Raw genomic sequence first — 17,366 nt, forward strand, 5'->3', positions numbered from 1 at the left:
TGGTAGGCGCAGACGTAGAGGGAAAGGCCACACATCGTGACTGAGATCGAGATCGGGCGCGGCAAGCGCGGCCGTAGGGCGTACGCGTTCGACGACATCGCCGTCGTCCCGAGCCGCCGCACCCGGGACCCGAAGGAGGTCTCGATCGCCTGGCAGATCGATGCCTACCGGTTCGAGCTGCCGTTCCTGGCCGCCCCGATGGACTCGGTCGTCTCGCCGCAGACCGCCATCCGCATCGGTGAGCTGGGCGGCGTCGGCGTGCTGAACCTGGAGGGTCTCTGGACCCGGTACGACGACCCGCAGCCGCTGCTCGACGAGATCGCCGGGCTGGACGAGGCGAGCGCGACCCGCCGTCTGCAGGAGATCTACGCGGCTCCGATCAAGGAGGAGCTGATCGGGCAGCGCATCAAGGAGGTGCGCGACTCCGGTGTCGTCACCGCCGCCGCGCTCTCCCCGCAGCGCACCGCCCAGTTCTCCAAGGCGGTCGTCGACGCGGGCGTGGACCTCTTCGTCATCCGGGGTACGACGGTCTCCGCCGAGCACGTGTCCGGCGCGTCCGAGCCGCTGAACCTGAAGCAGTTCATCTACGAGCTGGACGTCCCGGTGATCGTCGGCGGCTGTGCCACGTACACGGCGGCCCTGCACCTGATGCGGACCGGCGCGGCGGGCGTCCTCGTGGGCTTCGGCGGCGGGGCGGCGCACACCACCCGCAACGTGCTGGGCATCCAGGTCCCGATGGCGACCGCGGTCGCCGACGTGGCCGCGGCCCGCCGCGACTACATGGACGAGTCCGGCGGCCGGTACGTGCACGTCATCGCCGACGGCGGCGTGGGCTGGTCCGGCGACCTGCCGAAGGCCATCGCCTGCGGTGCCGACGCGGTCATGATCGGTTCCCCGCTGGCCCGTGCCACGGACGCGCCCGGCAAGGGCCACCACTGGGGCATGGAGGCCGTCCACGAGGACGTGCCGCGCGGCAAGCTGGTCGACCTGGGCATCGTCGGCACCACCGAGGAGATCCTCGCGGGCCCGTCGCACACCCCGGACGGCTCGATGAACTTCTTCGGCGCCCTGCGCCGCGCGATGGCCACCACGGGCTACAGCGAGCTCAAGGAGTTCCAGCGCGTCGAGGTCACGGTCGCGGACGCCCAGCACAAGCGCTGACGGCTTCCGTACCTCCCCGAGGGCCCCGCACCGACCGGTGCGGGGCCCTCGGGCGTTCACAGCCGGTGGGCCGCGCCGGTGGGGGTGGCGCCCCGGGTGTCGAGGAGCAGCTGGGCCTTCACGGAGAGTCCCTGGAGGTCGTACGTGCGGTGGTGCTGGAGCAGGACCGTCAGGTCGGCGTGGGCGGCGGCCTCGTAGAGGGAGTCCGCGCGGGGGACGGGCAGCTCGCGGACGCGCCAGTCGGGGACGTGCGGGTCGTGGTAGCTGACGGCCGCGCCGAGGTCCATCAGACGGCGGGCGATCTCGTCGGCGGGGGAGCCCTGGCGGTCGGGGAGGTCGGGCTTGTAGGTGATGCCGAGGAGGAGGACGCGGGCGCCCCTGGCCGACTTGCCGTGCTCGTTGAGGAGGGTGGCGGCGCGCTGGACGACGTACCGCGGCATCCGTTCGTTGACCTGGCCCGCGAGTTCCACGAGCCGGAGCGGGCGGTGGGCGCCGACGGTGTCGACGGGGGCGCCGTGGCCGCCGACGCCGGGGCCGGGCCGGAAGGCCTGGAAGCCGAAGGGCTTGGTCTCGGCGCAGCGGATGACGTCCCACAGGTCCACGCCGAGTTCGTGGCAGAGCACCGCCATCTCGTTGACGAGGGCGATGTTGACGTGCCGGAAGTTGGTCTCCAGGAGCTTGACGGTCTCGGCCTCGCGGGGGCCGCGCGCGCGTACCACCTTGTCGGTGAGCCGTCCGTAGAAGGCGGCGGCCGATTCGGTGCAGGCGGGGGTGAGGCCGCCGATGACCTTGGGGGTGCCGGCGAAGCCGTGGGTGCGGCTGCCGGGGTCGAGGCGGCCGGGGGAGTACGCGAGGTGGAAGTCGCGTCCGGCGCGGAGGCCGGAGCCCTCTTCGAGGAGGTCGCGGAGCAGGCCCTCGGTGGTGCCCGGCGGGACGGGGGACTCCAGGAGGACGGTGGTGTGGGGGCGCAGCCGGGCGGCGAGCGCGCGGGCGGCGCCGACGACGGCGGCGAGGTCGAGGGCGCGGTCGGGGCCGAGCGGGGTGGGGACGCAGATGACGGCGGTGCGGACCCGGCCGAGTTCGGCGGGGTCGGCGGTCGGTCGGAATCCTCCGGCGAGCATCCGGCGGACCTCGGGGACGGTCAGGGGGCCGTCGGCGGGGGAGCGCCCGGCGGCGAGTTCGGCGACGGGCCGGGGGTCGGTGTCGTAGCCGACGGTGTCGATGCCCGCGGCGGCGGCGGCTCGGGCGAGGGGGAGACCGTGGTGGCCGAGGCCGATGACGGCGAGGTCTGCGGGCATGGGGTGGGCCGTCCTTCCCAGTAGCCGGAGGAGACGCGGGGCGCAAGCCCGGTGGACAGAACGGGGTCGAGCGCAATGTCAGACTAGGAGTAAATATGACCGATATGTTGTATTGAGAGGTCGAAGGGCGCCGAGTGTTATCCACAGGCCGCCGGTGGGACGGTGGCTGAAGTCGCCGGGTCGGGACAGAATCGAGCTGTGAGCCGGACCGCACGGTCCCGGCTCTCGTGCCGGAACGACGGGGGAAACCGGAGAACGGGAAGGCGGCAGCCGTGAGGACAGCGACACTGGGACCCGCCGAGCGCACCGAGGCGCTCGCGGCCATGGCCGAGCGCGAACTGGACGTGCTGGTCGTCGGCGCGGGAGTGGTCGGCGCCGGGACCGCCCTCGACGCGGTGACGAGAGGGCTCTCCACCGGCCTGGTCGAGGCCCGGGACTGGGCCTCCGGCACGTCCAGCCGCTCCAGCAAGCTCATCCACGGCGGACTGCGCTATCTGGAGATGCTGGACTTCACCCTCGTACGGGAGGCGCTGAAGGAGCGCGGGCTCCTCCTGGAGCGCCTCGCCCCGCACCTGGTGAAGCCGGTGCCCTTCCTCTACCCCCTCCAGCACAAGGGCTGGGAGCGGTTCTACGCGGGCTCCGGCGTCGCCCTGTACGACGCGATGTCGCTCTCCTCGGGCCACGGCCGGGGCCTCCCCGTCCACCGGCACCTCTCCCGGCGCGGCGCCCTGCGGGTCGCGCCCTGCCTCCGCAAGGACGCCCTCGTCGGCGCCCTCCAGTACTACGACGCCCAGATGGACGACGCCCGCTTCGTCACCACCCTCGTGCGCACCGCCGCGTCCTACGGCGCCAGGGTCGCCAGCCGGGCCCGGGTCACCGGCTTCCTGCGCGAGGGCGAGCGGGTCGTCGGCGCCCGCGTCCAGGACGTCGAGGCAGGGGTCGCGTACGAGATCAGGGCCAAGCAGATCGTCAACGCGACCGGGGTGTGGACCGACGACACCCAGGCCCTCATCGGCGAGCGCGGCCAGTTCCACGTCCGCGCCTCCAAGGGCATCCACCTCGTCGTGCCCAAGGACCGCATCCACTCGACCACCGGACTCATCCTGCGCACCGAGAAGTCCGTGCTGTTCGTGATCCCCTGGGGCAGACACTGGATCGTCGGCACGACGGACACCGAGTGGGACCTCGACAAGGCCCATCCCGCCGCGTCCAGTGCCGACATCGACTATCTCCTGGAGCATGTGAACGGGGTGCTCTCCACCCCGCTCACCCGGGACGACGTCCAGGGCGTCTACGCGGGACTGCGGCCCCTGCTCGCGGGCGAGTCCGACGCCACGAGCAAGCTCTCGCGCGAGCACACCGTCGCCCACCCGGTGCCGGGCCTCGTCGTCGTGGCGGGCGGCAAGTACACGACGTACCGGGTCATGGCCGAGGACGCCGTGGACGAGGCGGTGCACGGACTCGACCAGCGCGTCGCGCCCTGTGTCACCGAGGACACCCCGCTGCTCGGTGCCGAGGGCTACCGGGCCCTGTGGAACGCACGGGCCAGGATCGCCGCGCGCACCGGCCTCCATGTCGTCCGGGTCGAGCACCTCCTCAACCGCTACGGCTCCCTGACGGAGCAGATCCTCGATCTGATCGCCGGGGACCCCTCGCTCGGCGAACCGCTGTCGGCGGCCGACGACTACCTGCGTGCCGAGATCGTCTACGCCGCCTCGCACGAGGGCGCGCGCCACCTCGACGACGTCCTCACCCGGCGGACCAGGATCTCCATCGAGACCTTCGACCGGGGCACGCGCAGCGCCCGCGAGTGCGCCGGGCTGATGGCGCCCGTCCTCGGCTGGGACGAGCGCCAGATCGAGAAGGAGGTCGAGCACTACGAGAAGCGGGTGGAGGCGGAGCGGGAGTCGCAGCGGCAGCCCGACGACCAGACGGCGGACGCCGCACGGCTCGGAGCACCGGACATCGTGCCGATCTGACGGGACGTCCGGGTCGTCCGGTTCGGGTGGGACCCCGGGGGTGTCCAGGGGCGTCGTCCTACCGGAGTTCGGACCCGGGGGCGCCGCCCGTGCTGAGGTGAGAGACAATGAGCTCTCTTCCAGGGCGGGTTACCGCATCGCGCGGGAAGCGGCAGACGCGGCGAAGATCAGGGATCGCAGAGGGGACGCATGTCGGAGGCGGAGCAGTCGCGGGACACGGCGAAGGACCCCGGGCGGGACGCCGCAGGGGCCGCGACCGACGGCGACCGAGGAGCGGTTCCGGCCGCGCGTGAACCGGAGCGGGACGAGCGGAAGCCGCACGGGGAGGACGACTCCCCCGAGCGGGCCGCCGGGGCCGGTCCTGAGGACGGGACGGGGCCGGGGGACGCCACCGGCTCGGAGAGTGTGACCGGGCGGGAGAGCGCGGGCGGTTCGGGCGGCGAGGACGCCGCCGGGGCTTCCGGAGCCTCTGGGGCTTCCGGGAAGGCCGGTGCCGTCGGTGATCCCCGGGCGTCGGGTGGCTCTGGTGTTTCCCGTGGCTCCGGTGGTTCTGGTGTCTCGCGTGGTCCAGGCGCCTCCCGTGGCTCCGGTGGCGCTGGTGATCCGCGTGCTTCGCGTGACTCCCGTGACGCGGACGCCCTTGGTACGTCTGATGATCCGACCGATCTGGGTGATCCGAGTGATCTGAGCGGTACGGGCGGTACGGGCGGTTCGGAACGCTCGGGTGTCTCCGCCGGTTCGGATGTGAAGGACGGTCAGGAGGCCGCCGCCTCCGGGCGGCTGCGCGGTACCGAGCCCTCCACCGGCCGTGCCGGGTTCGGCGCGGGCGACGGCGACGGCGAGAGCGACCGGGGGCGCCCGGCGGGCACCGCGCGTGCCACCGGCGGCGCCCGGCCGCGCAAGGACCCGGTCGCTGAGGGCCGCCTCCTCGCGGGCCGCTACCGCCTCGGCGCGGTCCTCGGACGCGGCGGCATGGGCACGGTGTGGCGCGCGGTCGACGAGACCCTCGGCCGTACCGTCGCCGTCAAGGAACTCCGTTTCCCCACCAGCATCGACGAGGACGAGAAGCGCCGCCTCATCACGCGGACCCTGCGCGAGGCGAAGGCCATCGCCCGTATCCGCAACAACGGCGCCGTCACCGTGTACGACGTCGTCGACGAGGACGACCGCCCGTGGATCGTCATGGAGCTCATCGAGGGCAAGTCCCTCGCGGACGCCGTGCGCGAGGACGGCACGCTCACGCCCCGGCGCGCCGCCGAGGTCGGCCTCGCCATCCTCGACGTGCTGCGTTCGGCTCACCGCGAGGGCATCCTGCACCGTGACGTGAAGCCGTCCAACGTGCTGATCGCCGAGGACGGCCGGGCCGTCCTCACCGACTTCGGCATCGCCCAGGTGGAGGGCGACCCCTCGATCACCTCCACCGGGATGCTCGTCGGCGCGCCCTCGTACATCTCGCCGGAGCGCGCCCGGGGCCACAAGCCGGGCCCCGCCGCCGACATGTGGTCGCTCGGCGGTCTGATCTACGCGGCGGTCGAGGGCAGCCCGCCGTACGACAAGGGCTCCGCCATCGCCACCCTGACGGCGGTGATGACCGAACCGGTCGACCCCCCGAAGAACGCGGGCCCCGACCTGGAGAAGGTCATCTACGGGCTGCTCGCCAAGGACCCGGCCCAGCGCCTCGACGACGCCGGTGCGCGCGTCCTGCTGCGGGCGGTCCTCGACGCGCCCGACACGACCCCCGAGGTGTCGCCCGAGGTCACCAGGGTCGTACCGCTGCCGCCCCGCCCCGAGCGGGGGCCGGGCGCGCAGGGTCAGGCGGCCGACCGGGACAAGGCGCCCGACGCGACGGCCGACCGGATGCGGGGCGCCCTGAAGTCCGTGCGGAACGCGGCGGTCCCGTCGAAGGCCGACCGGCCGTCGACGGGCGCGCCCGCGACGGTCCCGCCCCCCAGGGCGGCGGTGAACTCCGCGCAGGCGCACGGCACCGGCCGTCCCGCCCCGGCGCGCGCCCCGCTCACCGACGTCGTCCCGCGCCGCACGCTGATCATCATCGTGGCCGTCGTGGTGCTCGCCCTGCTCGGCACGATCCTCGCCGTCTCCCTCGGCGGTGGCGAGGAGGGCGACCAGGGCAAGGGCGGCACCACCGCGTCGGCCGGTGCCTCGGCGGGCGGCGACGGCTCGGACGGCTCCGGCGGCTCCGAAGGCGGCAAGGGCCAGCAGCCCGGCGGCCCCGGCCAGCAGGGCGGCACGCAGCCGGACGGCACCGGCTCCACCAGCACCACCGGAGGGTCGAACGGCACCGGCGGCACCCCGTCGGGGAGCACCGACGGGGGCACGGGCACGCGCCTGCCCGCCGGATACGCCCTGGTCACCAACGCCCGTTTCCACTTCGGCATGGTCATGCCCGCGAACTTCCGGATGCGTGCCATACCGGGATACAGCGGCGGCGCGATATTCAGCGAGAGCGGCGGTTTCCCGCGCGTCCAGGTCGACTTCAACGGCAGCCCGAAGGACGACGCGGCGGCTGCCTGGGAGTTGGCCAAGCTCGGAGTGGCCGCCACCAGCAAGGGGTACAAGCACGTCGGCATCAGGACGGTGTCCTACAAGGGATATCCGACCGTCGCCGACTGGGAGTTCGAGCGGACCCAGCAGGACATGCGGGTCCATGTGCTCAACCGGGGCTTCAAGGTGGACGCCGACCGCGGCTACTCCATCATGGTCAGCTGCAAGGCGGAGGAATGGGACGCCGAGCAGTGCCGGACGCTGCGGGAGACCGCGTTCGGGACGTTCAGCCCCAAGGACTGACCGCTCCCACGTATCGTGAGGGCCGAGGACCGTACGCAGTCGAACAGAGCCGTCGACCGCACGGTCCGTGACCGGAATCGACGGACCCGCCCGATCCCGCACGACCTCGGGGCTCCGGCGGGCCACGGGGGACACAGCGTGCGCGCGGGGGAGGCGTCGTGGACGACTACGCGGGAAGGGTGCTGGCGGACCGCTACCGCCTGCCGCTGCCGCCGGGGGGCGCCGACGCGCCCGCCGACGCGTACGACCTGACCGAGACGCGCGCCTTCGACACCTACAGCGGGCAGGAGGTCCTGGTCCGTCAGGTGCCGCTGCCGGAGTTCGTGGACGCCGAAGTGCTCGACGGCGAGGACGGGTCCGCCGGGGCGCGGGGCGGCGCGGGGCGGGCGACCCGCCGTCCGGCCGAGCCCGTCGTGCGCCGGGCGATCGAGGCGGCCCAGGCCGCCGCGCAGATCCCCGACCACCCCCTGCTCGACCAGGTCTTCGACGTCTTCGCGGAGGCCGGTTCGCTGTGGATAGTGAGCGAGCGCGTCGCCGCCCGCCCGCTGGCCGCGCTCCTCGCCGAACAGCCCCTCAACCCGTACCGCGCCGCCGAGATCGGCGCCGACGTCCTCACCGCCCTGCGCGCCCTGCACGCGCACGGCTGGGTGCACCGGAACATCACCGCCCGGACCGTGCTGGTCTGCGAGGACGGCCGGGTGGTCCTCTCGGGTCTGGCGGTGGGCGCCGCCGAGGAGGCCCTCTGCGGGTACGCGCCGGTCCCCGAGGCGGAACCGGAGCCGTCCGGTTGGCACGCCCCGGAGAGCGCCCCCGACGACCGGCGGCCGACCGCCCCCCGCCACCCGCAGGGGTACGACCCCGAGGATTCCGAGGGCCATGACGATCCCCGGGACTTCCAGGACTCCGGGGACCTCGGAGGATCCGGGGGTTCCGGGCGCTTCGAGAAGTCCGGAGACTTCCAGCCGCCCGGGAGCTTCGACGGGCCCGGGGAGTACGACTCCGGGCTGTACGGCTCCGAGCCGTACGAGGCCGAGGTCTACGAGGAGGGCGGCGGACCGGTCCCGTACGGGGCGGACGGGACGGGGGGCCTCGTGCCCGTTCCGGCACCCGTGGTCCCCGGCGCCCACGTCCCCGTCCCCTACGGGACCCCGGACCTGGACCCGGACCTGGACCCGGAGCTGTCGGACGCGTACGACGATCCCTACGGCGACCCGTACGCCGACGCCGATGCGCGTGTCGAGGCGGCCACCGGGACCGGGCCCCGGGCCCACGCCGACGCCCACGCCGACGCCCACGCCCACGGCGACGTCCACGAAACCCCCCACGGCGCCGGAACCCTCCACGACCCCGACGACACGGACGCCTCCGCGTCCCCCTACGGCACCGCCCCCGGGTCCTACGGCTCCGACCCCTACGGGCGGTCGGCCGGGGCTCCCGCCGAGCGGGGGTCCCCGTCCGTGCCGCCCACCGCGGACGTCCGGGCGGCGAGGGCCGGAGCCATCGCGGCCTACCGCGCCGGAGCGCGGGCCGCCGCCGCGATCGGCGAGACCGGCGCGCTCCCCGTCCAGCGCCCCGCGCCGCAGGACCCGCCCGCCCCGCCCCCGCCGCCCACGGCCCAGGCGGTCGGCTCGCCCGAGCCGCAGTGGTGGGCACGGGTGGCGGACGAGGCGGACGACGAGGACGACGGCGACGACCCGTACGACGACGGCACCCGGCCGGCCGGTCCCCCGGCCGGTCCGCCGCCGCGCGTGATGCTGGCGGGCAACTGGAGCGACGGCCCGCACACCTCCCGGGACGGCTCGGGACCGATCCCCGCCGGCGGTTCCGGCCCCGTGCTGCCCGGATCGGGCCGCCCCGCGCTGCCCGCCGGATACACGGCCGCGACCCCCGACCCCGACCGGCTGCCCGACCCCGACCGCTTCCCGGTCCCCGTCGGCGCCCGGCAGAGCGCGTCCGCCGGGATTCCGGCGGAGACGTACCGGGGCCCCGGCACCCGGCTGGCCGCCGAGCGGGCCCGGCAGACCCGGATCGCGGTCGTCGGGGCGGTCACCGAGCGCTGGGCGCCCGAGCAGGCAGGTCCCGTCCACGAGAACTGGCGCCTCGCCCCGCCGATCGGCCCCTCCACCGACCTGTGGGCCCTCGGCGCGCTCCTCTACCGGGCCGTCCAGGGCCACGCGCCCTACCCGGAGGACAACGCGGCGGAACTGGTCCAGCTGGTCTGCGCCGAACCGCCCGCCTTCGCGGAGGAGTGCGGTCCGCTGCGCCCGGTCGTGGAGTCCCTGCTGCGTCAGGACCCGACCGAGCGGCCCGACTTCGAGGAGCTGCGGGGCTGGCTGCGGTCCCTGGTGCGCTCCGCCCCCGAACCGGAGGCGGGCGCCGGAACCGTACCGCCGCCGCCCTTCGACGAGGCGCGGCTGCCGATCGTGCGCAGACGCGGCGAGCTGGTGCGCCGTCGGCGCGGATTGGGCGCGGGCCGCCACCGTCACAAGCGGGGCAAGGAGCCGCGCCCTCCGGCCCCGCGCGGGGCCGGGCAGCCGCCCGAGTACGAGACCGACCGCGTACCGGCCGGGTACGAGCGGTCAGGACCCGGGTACGAGCAGCCGGAACCCGGGTACGAGCAGCGGGAACCCGGGTACGCCGAGCGCGGGCCCGGCGGTGACCGCGAGGAGTTCGGTCCCGGTGCCGCCGGGGACACGCGCCAGGACTTCCACGACGGCCCCTTCCGGGACCCGCACGACGACTTCGACGACGGCCCCCGCCACGCCCCGGCCCGGCAGGACGTCCACGACGACTTCGACGAGGGGCCGCGTCAGGGCGGGCGCGGGCGGTTCGGCGGGTTCGGTGGCTTCGACGGGGACCAGCACCCCCAGGACTTCGACGAGGAGATCCCGCAGCGGGCGCCCCGTACCGCGCGGTCCTCGGCCGCCCGGCGCCCCCGTTCCGGCACGCCGAAGTCCCTCGGCCGCACCCTCGTGGTCCTCGTCTTCCTCCTGCTCGGCGGGGCGGTCGCGTACGCCGTCCTGGTCATGCCCGGTGACGGGGAGACGCCGAACGGGCCCGCCGCCACCGGCCCCGCCCCGTCCGGCACGGCCCCGGACCCCGGCACCACCCCGCCCACCGGCGGTCCTTCGGCGACGACCGCCCGGCCGACCGCCCCGCGCACCACCCCGCCCCCGGCGGACCCCTCGGCGCCCGCGCTCGCCGCCGGATACTCCTTGCGGCAGGACCCGGAGGGCTTCCGGATCGGGGTGCCGAACGGCTGGCGGCGCAGCCCGATCAACGACGCCGGGCAAGTCCGCTACACCGGACGGGACTTCACGATGATCGTGGTGCCCGGCCGGGACGCCGTCCGGGAGAACGGCTCCGACCCGCTGGAGTACCAGAACACCAGGGAGCGGGAGCTGGATCCGTGGCGGGCGTCGAGCTGGTCGGGGATGGAGAGGACCCGCCGGGTCGACATCGGCAGGACGGCGACGGCCACCGGCAGTTACTGGTGGCTGGACAGCACGGGCCGTCAGGTCTTCGTCCGCAACCTGGCCCTGATCGACGGCGGGCGGTATCACGTCGTGCAGGTCATCGGCCCCTACGCCGACAGCGACAAGGTGTCCGAGATCTTCGACGAGGCCACGAAGGCGTTCCGGCCGGGCCGCTGAGCGGCACCGGGACGGCCACGGATTCCGTGGCCGCCCCGGAACGCCCATCGGCCCCCGGTCACAGTGCTGTTCCTATGACCGCCCCGAGGTTCCGCCGTCCGTACCCCCCTCCGTAACCTGGCATCCGAAGGAACGGGCGGGGGCAAGTGGAACATTCTCAGAGCACAGGCGAGGGACTGCTGCTCGCCGGGCGCTACCGACTGGGCGAGGCCATCGGGCGCGGCGGCATGGGCAAGGTCTGGCGCGCGCACGACGAGGTGCTGCACCGCGTGGTGGCGGTGAAGGAACTGACGGCGGGTCGCTTCGTGGCGGAGGCCGACCGGCTGGTGCTGCACGCCCGGACGCAGAAGGAGGCGAGAGCCGCCGCGCGGATCACGCACCCGGGCGTCGTCACGGTCCATGACGTGCTGGAACACGACGACCGGCCGTGGATCGTGATGCAGTACGTCGACGGGCCGTCGCTCGCCGACGCCGCCAAGGAGGCGGGCACGATCGAGCCGCGCGAGGCGGCCAGGATCGGGCTGCACGTCGTCGGCGCGCTGCGCGCCGCGCACGAGGCGGGGGTGCTGCACCGGGACGTCAAGCCGGGCAACGTCCTCCTCGCGCGCGACGGACGCGTCCTGATCACCGACTTCGGGATCGCGGCCATCGAAGGCGACTCGACGATCACCCGTACGGGTGAACTCGTCGGCTCGATCGACTATCTGGCGCCCGAGCGGGTACGCGGCGGCGATCCGGGGCCCGCCTCGGACCTGTGGTCCCTGGGCGCCACCCTGTACGCGGCCGTGGAGGGCACCTCCCCGTTCCGTCGTACGTCTCCGATCAGCACCATGCAGGCCGTGGTCGGCGAGGAGCCGTCGCGCCCGGTGAAGGCGGGCCCGCTGGCCCCCGTCATCGTGGCCCTGCTGCGCAAGGACCCCGACCAGCGTCCGCGCGCGGACGAGGCCGAGCGGATGCTGCTCGAAGCGATGGAGGGCCGGACGCCGGAGGCGGCACAGGCGTTCGTCCCGACGCAGCGGGTGAACCGGGAGGAACTGGAGCCGACCGTCGACGGCCGGGGCTCCGGTCCGGCGGGCTCCCTGGACCCGTCCGATCTGGTGGAACTGGGTGAGGACGGCGGGGACGGCGGGGACGGCGGGACTCACGGGGCTGGTGGGTCCCATGGGGCCCATGAGACTGATGGGTCTGGTGGGACCCGTAGGCACAGTGGGCTCAGTGGGCCCGGTGGAGCTGACGGGACTCGTACGGCGAGTGGGTCCGGCGTGACCCAGGCGGCCGACGGATCCAGCGGTACGGCCGGATCCAGCGGCACAGCCGGATCCAGCGGTACGGCCGGGTCCCCCGCCGCGAAGGGCACCCCCGGCGCGACCGCCCCGGCCCCCACGAGCCAGTGGCCGCAGCCGCCCCAGGCCCCTTCTCCGTCCCCTTCCGGGCCGGACTCCTGGCCCCCCTCCCACCCCACCGCCGTACCGCCGCCCCCGGCCGGGGGCGGCGGGGGCCGCTGGCGGACCGTCGCCCTGGCCGCCGTGATCGCCGGGCTCGTCGCGGGCGGCGCCGTCTTCGCCACGATGAACCACCTGGGCGGTGACCTCGGCGGCGGAGGCGGCCGGACCACGACCAGCGCGTCCGCCCCCGCGCCCCCGCCGAAGTCCAGCGCCCCCGCCGTCCGCGAGAAGGCGAACGCGGTCCCGGACGGCTGGCACCGCGTCGAGGACCCGGCGGGCTTCAGCCTCGTCGTGCCGGACGGCTGGAAGCGGCAGCTGGAGGGCGACCAGATCGACTACACCCCGGACAACGGGCGGCACCGCATCCGGATCAGCATCGACCGCAACCCCGACTACGAGAACCCGTACATGCACGCGCTCGACCTGGAGCGCGCCCTGCGGCAGCGGATGGACTACACCCGGGTCAAGCTCGTCCAGACGGCCTACCGCGACCAGGTGCGTTCCTGCCTGTGGGAGTTCACCTGGACGGAGAAGAAGAACTTCCCCGGCCCCCGGCACGCCATCGACCAGATCTACTACGCGGACGACGGCACCGAGTACGCGATCTACATGTCCTCGCCCGAGTCCAGCTGGGAGACCACCCGGGAGCAGTTCGACGTGGTCCTCCAGCACTGGCGGGCCCCGGGCGACTGAACGGCCGCGCGGGTACGCGCCGGGCCCGCCCGACGCGTACCCGCCAACGGGTGAAGAATCTCCGGTGCGCCCCTCCGCCAGCCACAACCCCCTGATCAGGGCTTATGTGCCAGTGATCGCTGGCGCGATGGGCGTACCCGGCGAAAACGCGTTACCGACGGGTACCCAAAGAGCGGAACGCGGCCTACGCTCGCCCTCATGACGGACTCGCAGGCCCCCTCCGCCCCCCCGGTTCCCGACGCCTCCGCCCGGCGGACCGGAGCCGCCGCGCCCGCCGGGGCGACCAACCCGGTCGCGCCCGCGCCCTCCGGCGCGCGGACCGCCGCCGACGTCGTGACGCCCGAGGTGGTCGCCCGGCTCACCCGTGGCGTCGTCGGCTCCGGACGGACCGCCAACCACAGCCCCTTCACCGGGGACCGGCTCGCGGAGCTGCCCGAGTCCACCCCCGAGGACGTCGCCGAGGCCTTCACGCGCGCGCGTGCGGCCCAGCCCGGCTGGGCCGCCGTCCCGGTCAGGGCCCGCGCCGCCGTCCTCCTGCGCTTCCACGACCTCGTCCTCCAGCGCCAGTCCGAAGTCCTCGACCTCATCCAGCTGGAGACGGGCAAGGCCCGCCTGCACGCCCACGAGGAGGTGCAGGCGGTGGCCGTCGCCGCCCGCCACTACGGCCGCAAGGCCCCCAGGTACCTCGGCCCCAAGCACCACACCGGCGTCGTCCCGACCCTGACCAAGGTCACCGAGCTGCGCCAGCCGCGCGGTGTCGTCGGCCAGATCGCGCCCTGGAACTACCCCCTGGAGCTGTCCGTCGGCGACGCGCTCCCCGCCTTCGTCGCGGGCAACGCCGTCGTCATGAAGCCCGACACGGAGACCGCGCTCACCGCGCTGTGGGCCCGTGACCTGCTCATCGAGGCCGGGCTGCCCGCCGGGGTCTTCCAGGTCGTCCTCGGCGAGGGCCCGGTCGTCGGCCCCGAGGTCGTCAAGCACGCCGACTACGTCTCCTTCACCGGCTCGACCCGTACCGGCCGCGAGGTCGCCCAGGGCGCCGCCGCCCGCCTCGTCGGCGTCACCCTGGAGCTCGGTGGCAAGAACGCGATGCTCGTCCTGAAGGACGCCGACATCGAGAAGGCCGCCGCCGGTGCCGTCCGCGCCTGCTTCTCCTCCGCGGGCCAGCTCTGCATCTCCATCGAGCGCCTGTACGTCCACGAGTCCGTCGCGGACGCCTTCCTCGACCGCTTCGCCGCCCGCACCAAGGCCATGCGGCTCGGCAACTCCCTCGCGTACGGGGCCGACATGGGCTCCCTCGTCGGCGCCCGGCAGCTGGAGACCGTCACTCAGCACGTCGAGGAGGCCGTCGCCAAGGGCGCCCGGCTCGTCGCGGGCGGCGTCGCGCGCCCCGACATCGGCCCCCTCTTCTACGAGCCGACCATCCTCGACGGCGTCGAAGCCCCGATGGCCGTCTGCGCCGAGGAGACCTTCGGCCCGGTCGTCTCGGTCTACCGCTTCACCGACGAGGACGAGGCCGTCCGCCTGGCGAACGCCACCCCGTACGGCCTGAACTCCTCGGTCTGGACGAAGGACTCCCGCCGGGGCCACGCCGTCGCGGCCCGGCTGCGCACCGGCACCGTCAACATCAACGAGGGGTACGCCCCCGCCTACGGCAGCGTGCAGTCCCCGATGGGCGGCATGAAGGACTCCGGGCTCGGCCGCCGCCACGGTTCCGAGGGCATCCTCAAGTACACCGAGGCCCAGACCGTCGCCCAGCAGCGGCTGATGCCGCTCGCGCCCTCCTTCGGCATGGACGACGAGAAGTACGCCGCGTTCATGAGCACGTCCCTGAAGGTGATGAAGGCCCTGCGCCTGCGCTGACCACCGCCCCGCCCCCTCCGGCGCACGGGCCCGCCCCGGAGCCCGTACGGACCCTGCCCCGGAGCTCGTACGGGCTCGGCCCCTCCCGTGCGAACCCCGCCCTGTCTCGTACGGGCTCCGCCCCTGCCCGTACGAGCCTCGTCCCTTCCCGCACGAGTTCCGCACTTTTCCGTACGAGTTCCGCCCTTTTTCGTCCGAGGAGAGCCATGACCGCGGTACCCCCTGCCCGGAATCAGGAAGAGAGCCGCCCGGACGACGCCGACGACGGGTACGACTACGACGTCCTCGTCGTCGGCTCCGGCTTCGGCGGTTCGGTCACCGCCCTGCGGCTCACCGAGAAGGGCTACCGGGTCGGCGTCCTGGAGGCGGGCCGCCGCTTCACCCGCGCGACCCTGCCGAAGAACTCCTGGGACGTGAAGAACTTCCTGTGGGCCCCCGCCCTCGGTCTCTACGGCATCCAGCGCATCCATCTGCTCGGCAACGTCATGGTGCTGGCGGGCGCGGGCGTCGGCGGCGGCTCCCTCAACTACGCCAACACCCTCTACGTACCGCCGAAACCGTTCTTCGACGACCCGCAGTGGCGGGACATCACGGACTGGCAGGACGAGCTGCGGCCCTACTACGACCAGGCCCAGCGGATGCTCGGCGTCCGGCTCAACCCGACGACGACCCCGTCCGACGTGCACCTGAAGGCCGCCGCCCAGGCCATGGGCATCGGCGACACCTTCCACATGGCCCCGGTCGGCGTCTTCTTCGGCGACGGCTCCGACGCCGACGGCACGGCGAGGGCGGAGCCCGGCGGCGAGGTCCCCGACCCGTACTTCGGCGGCGCGGGCCCCGCCCGGCGCGCCTGCGTCGAGTGCGGCGAATGCATGACCGGCTGCCGCCACGGGGCCAAGAACACCCTCAACGAGAACTACCTCCACCTCGCCGAGAAGGCGGGCGTGACCGTCCACCCCATGACCACGGTCGTCACCGTCACCGAGGACTCCCGGGGCGGCTTCGCCGTGCGGACCCTCCCCACCGACCGGCGGCGCAAGGGCAGGGGCCGGACCTTCACCGCCCGCCGGGTGGTGATCGCGGCGGGGACGTACGGCACCCAGACCCTGCTGCACCGGATGAGGGACACCGGACTGCTGCCCCGGATCTCCCGGCGGCTCGGTGAGCTGACCCGTACCAACTCCGAGGGCCTGGTCGGCGCCCAGACCACCGAGCGGCGCTACCGCGAGCGGCACGGAGGCAGGAAGGCCGACTTCACCCGGGGCGTCGCCATCACCTCCTCGGTCCACCCCGACGCCCACACCCACATCGAGCCGGTGCGGTACGGCCGGGGCTCCAACTCGATGGGCGGCCTGACCGTCCTCCAGGTCCCCTACGGGGCCCACCGGGTCCGCGCCTGGTTCCTCAACATGCTCAGGCACCCCACCCTCGCCGCCCGCTCGCTCTCCAACCGGCACTGGTCCGAGCGGACCATCATCGGCCTGGTCATGCAGTCCCTCGACAACTCCCTGACGACCTACCGCAAGCCCGGCGGCCTCGGGAAGGGCCTGCTCACGGCCCGCCAGGGGCACGGCGCGCCGAACCCGGTGCAGATCCCCGAGGCCACCCGGGCCGCCACCCTCCTGGCCGAGGAGATCAACGGCTTCGCGGGCTCCAACATCGGCGAGTTGATGGGCACCCCGCTCACCGCCCACTTCCTCGGCGGCTGCCCGATCGGCGCCGACCCCGACTCCGGTGTCATCGACCCGTACCACCGGCTCTACGGACATCCCGGGATCTCCGTCGTCGACGGGGCGGCCGTCTCCGCCAACCTCGGCGTCAATCCGTCCCTGACCATCACCGCGCAGGCCGAACGCGCGATGTCCCTCTGGCCGAACAAGGGGGAGGAGGACGTCCGCCCGCGCCAGGGCGAGGCGTACGTCCGGCTCGCGGCGGTCGAACCCAGGTCCCCCGTGGTCCCGCCCGGGGCCTTCGGTGCCCTGCGCCTGCCGTTCCTCGGCATCCCGGCCGTACCGCCGAAGAAGGGCGCGAGGACGAAGAAGACGTGAGGACGAAGAAGGCGTGAGGCCCCTCGGGTCCGGGAGGGACGGGAGGGCCGAGAGCGTCTGAGGGGCCGAAGAGGCGAGAGGACCAAGGAGGGCAGGGAGGGCCGGGAGGGTCTTGCGGAAGGCCCGGGGAGGCCGGGCGAGGCGGGACGGGCCCCGGAAGACAGAAAGGGCGCTGCACCCCCCTCCGAGTGCAGCGCCCTTCCAGTTCTTGGTGGTGCCGCATAGATGACCCGTGGCCACCGGGATTGGTTGTAGCGGTTGCCCATCATCTTCATGTGACGCGCGTCACATCTTGTGGGTGAGGGGGCGTGAGGGTACGAGCAAGGGCCCCGTGGCGCGATTCCGGTCGCGGCACGGGGCCCTTGGCGTCGGCACCGGTGTCAGGGCGGCGCCGGTGCCGAGCTGCACGGCGCCGGGGGGA

The 17,366-nt window shown here is 73.9% G+C and carries 8 protein-coding genes; 7 read left to right on the forward strand and 1 reads right to left on the reverse strand.

Translation table 11 applies throughout. From position 1 onward, the window contains the following. Positions 1-36 precede the first annotated feature (36 nt). Positions 37-1,161, forward strand: a complete 1,125-nt coding sequence (locus ACFXGN_RS20735) for a GuaB3 family IMP dehydrogenase-related protein (protein ID WP_384861094.1) — start codon at positions 37-39, stop codon at positions 1,159-1,161. A 56-nt stretch (positions 1,162-1,217) separates the two neighbouring features. Here ACFXGN_RS20735 and ACFXGN_RS20740 read toward each other — a convergent pair whose 3' ends face one another. Next, positions 1,218-2,459, reverse strand: a complete 1,242-nt coding sequence (locus tag ACFXGN_RS20740) for a nucleotide sugar dehydrogenase (RefSeq protein ID WP_384861097.1) — start codon at positions 2,457-2,459, stop codon at positions 1,218-1,220. A 272-nt stretch (positions 2,460-2,731) separates the two neighbouring features. On the opposite strand from ACFXGN_RS20740, the gene ACFXGN_RS20745 reads away from it, so the two are divergent. The 6 genes from ACFXGN_RS20745 (at position 2,732) to ACFXGN_RS20770 (ending at position 16,945) form a co-directional block, all read left to right on the forward strand. Then, the gene (locus ACFXGN_RS20745) at positions 2,732-4,438 is read left to right on the forward strand and encodes a glycerol-3-phosphate dehydrogenase/oxidase (RefSeq protein WP_384861100.1); all 1,707 of its coding nucleotides are present in this window, start codon (positions 2,732-2,734) and stop codon (positions 4,436-4,438) included. A gap of 744 nt (positions 4,439-5,182) precedes the next feature. Further along, entirely contained in the window at positions 5,183-7,243 is a 2,061-nt protein-coding gene (locus ACFXGN_RS20750) for a protein kinase (protein WP_384861103.1), read from the forward strand. Between the two features lie 158 nt (positions 7,244-7,401). Beyond that, positions 7,402-10,896, forward strand: a complete 3,495-nt coding sequence (locus ACFXGN_RS20755) for a protein kinase (protein ID WP_384861106.1) — start codon at positions 7,402-7,404, stop codon at positions 10,894-10,896. 146 nt (positions 10,897-11,042) lie between these two features. After that, the gene (locus ACFXGN_RS20760) at positions 11,043-13,034 is read left to right on the forward strand and encodes a serine/threonine-protein kinase (RefSeq protein WP_384861109.1); all 1,992 of its coding nucleotides are present in this window, start codon (positions 11,043-11,045) and stop codon (positions 13,032-13,034) included. A gap of 198 nt (positions 13,035-13,232) precedes the next feature. Further along, positions 13,233-14,897, forward strand: coding sequence for a succinic semialdehyde dehydrogenase (locus tag ACFXGN_RS20765; RefSeq protein WP_384861111.1), 1,665 nt, complete (start codon positions 13,233-13,235; stop codon positions 14,895-14,897). A 206-nt stretch (positions 14,898-15,103) separates the two neighbouring features. Then, the gene (locus ACFXGN_RS20770; protein ID WP_384861114.1) at positions 15,104-16,945 is read left to right on the forward strand and encodes a GMC oxidoreductase; all 1,842 of its coding nucleotides are present in this window, start codon (positions 15,104-15,106) and stop codon (positions 16,943-16,945) included. The last annotated feature ends 421 nt before the right edge of the window (positions 16,946-17,366 follow it).

Origin of the sequence: Streptomyces sp. NPDC059247 (assembly GCF_042754005.1) — a bacterium.
In the GTDB taxonomy this organism is placed as follows: domain Bacteria; phylum Actinomycetota; class Actinomycetes; order Streptomycetales; family Streptomycetaceae; genus Streptomyces.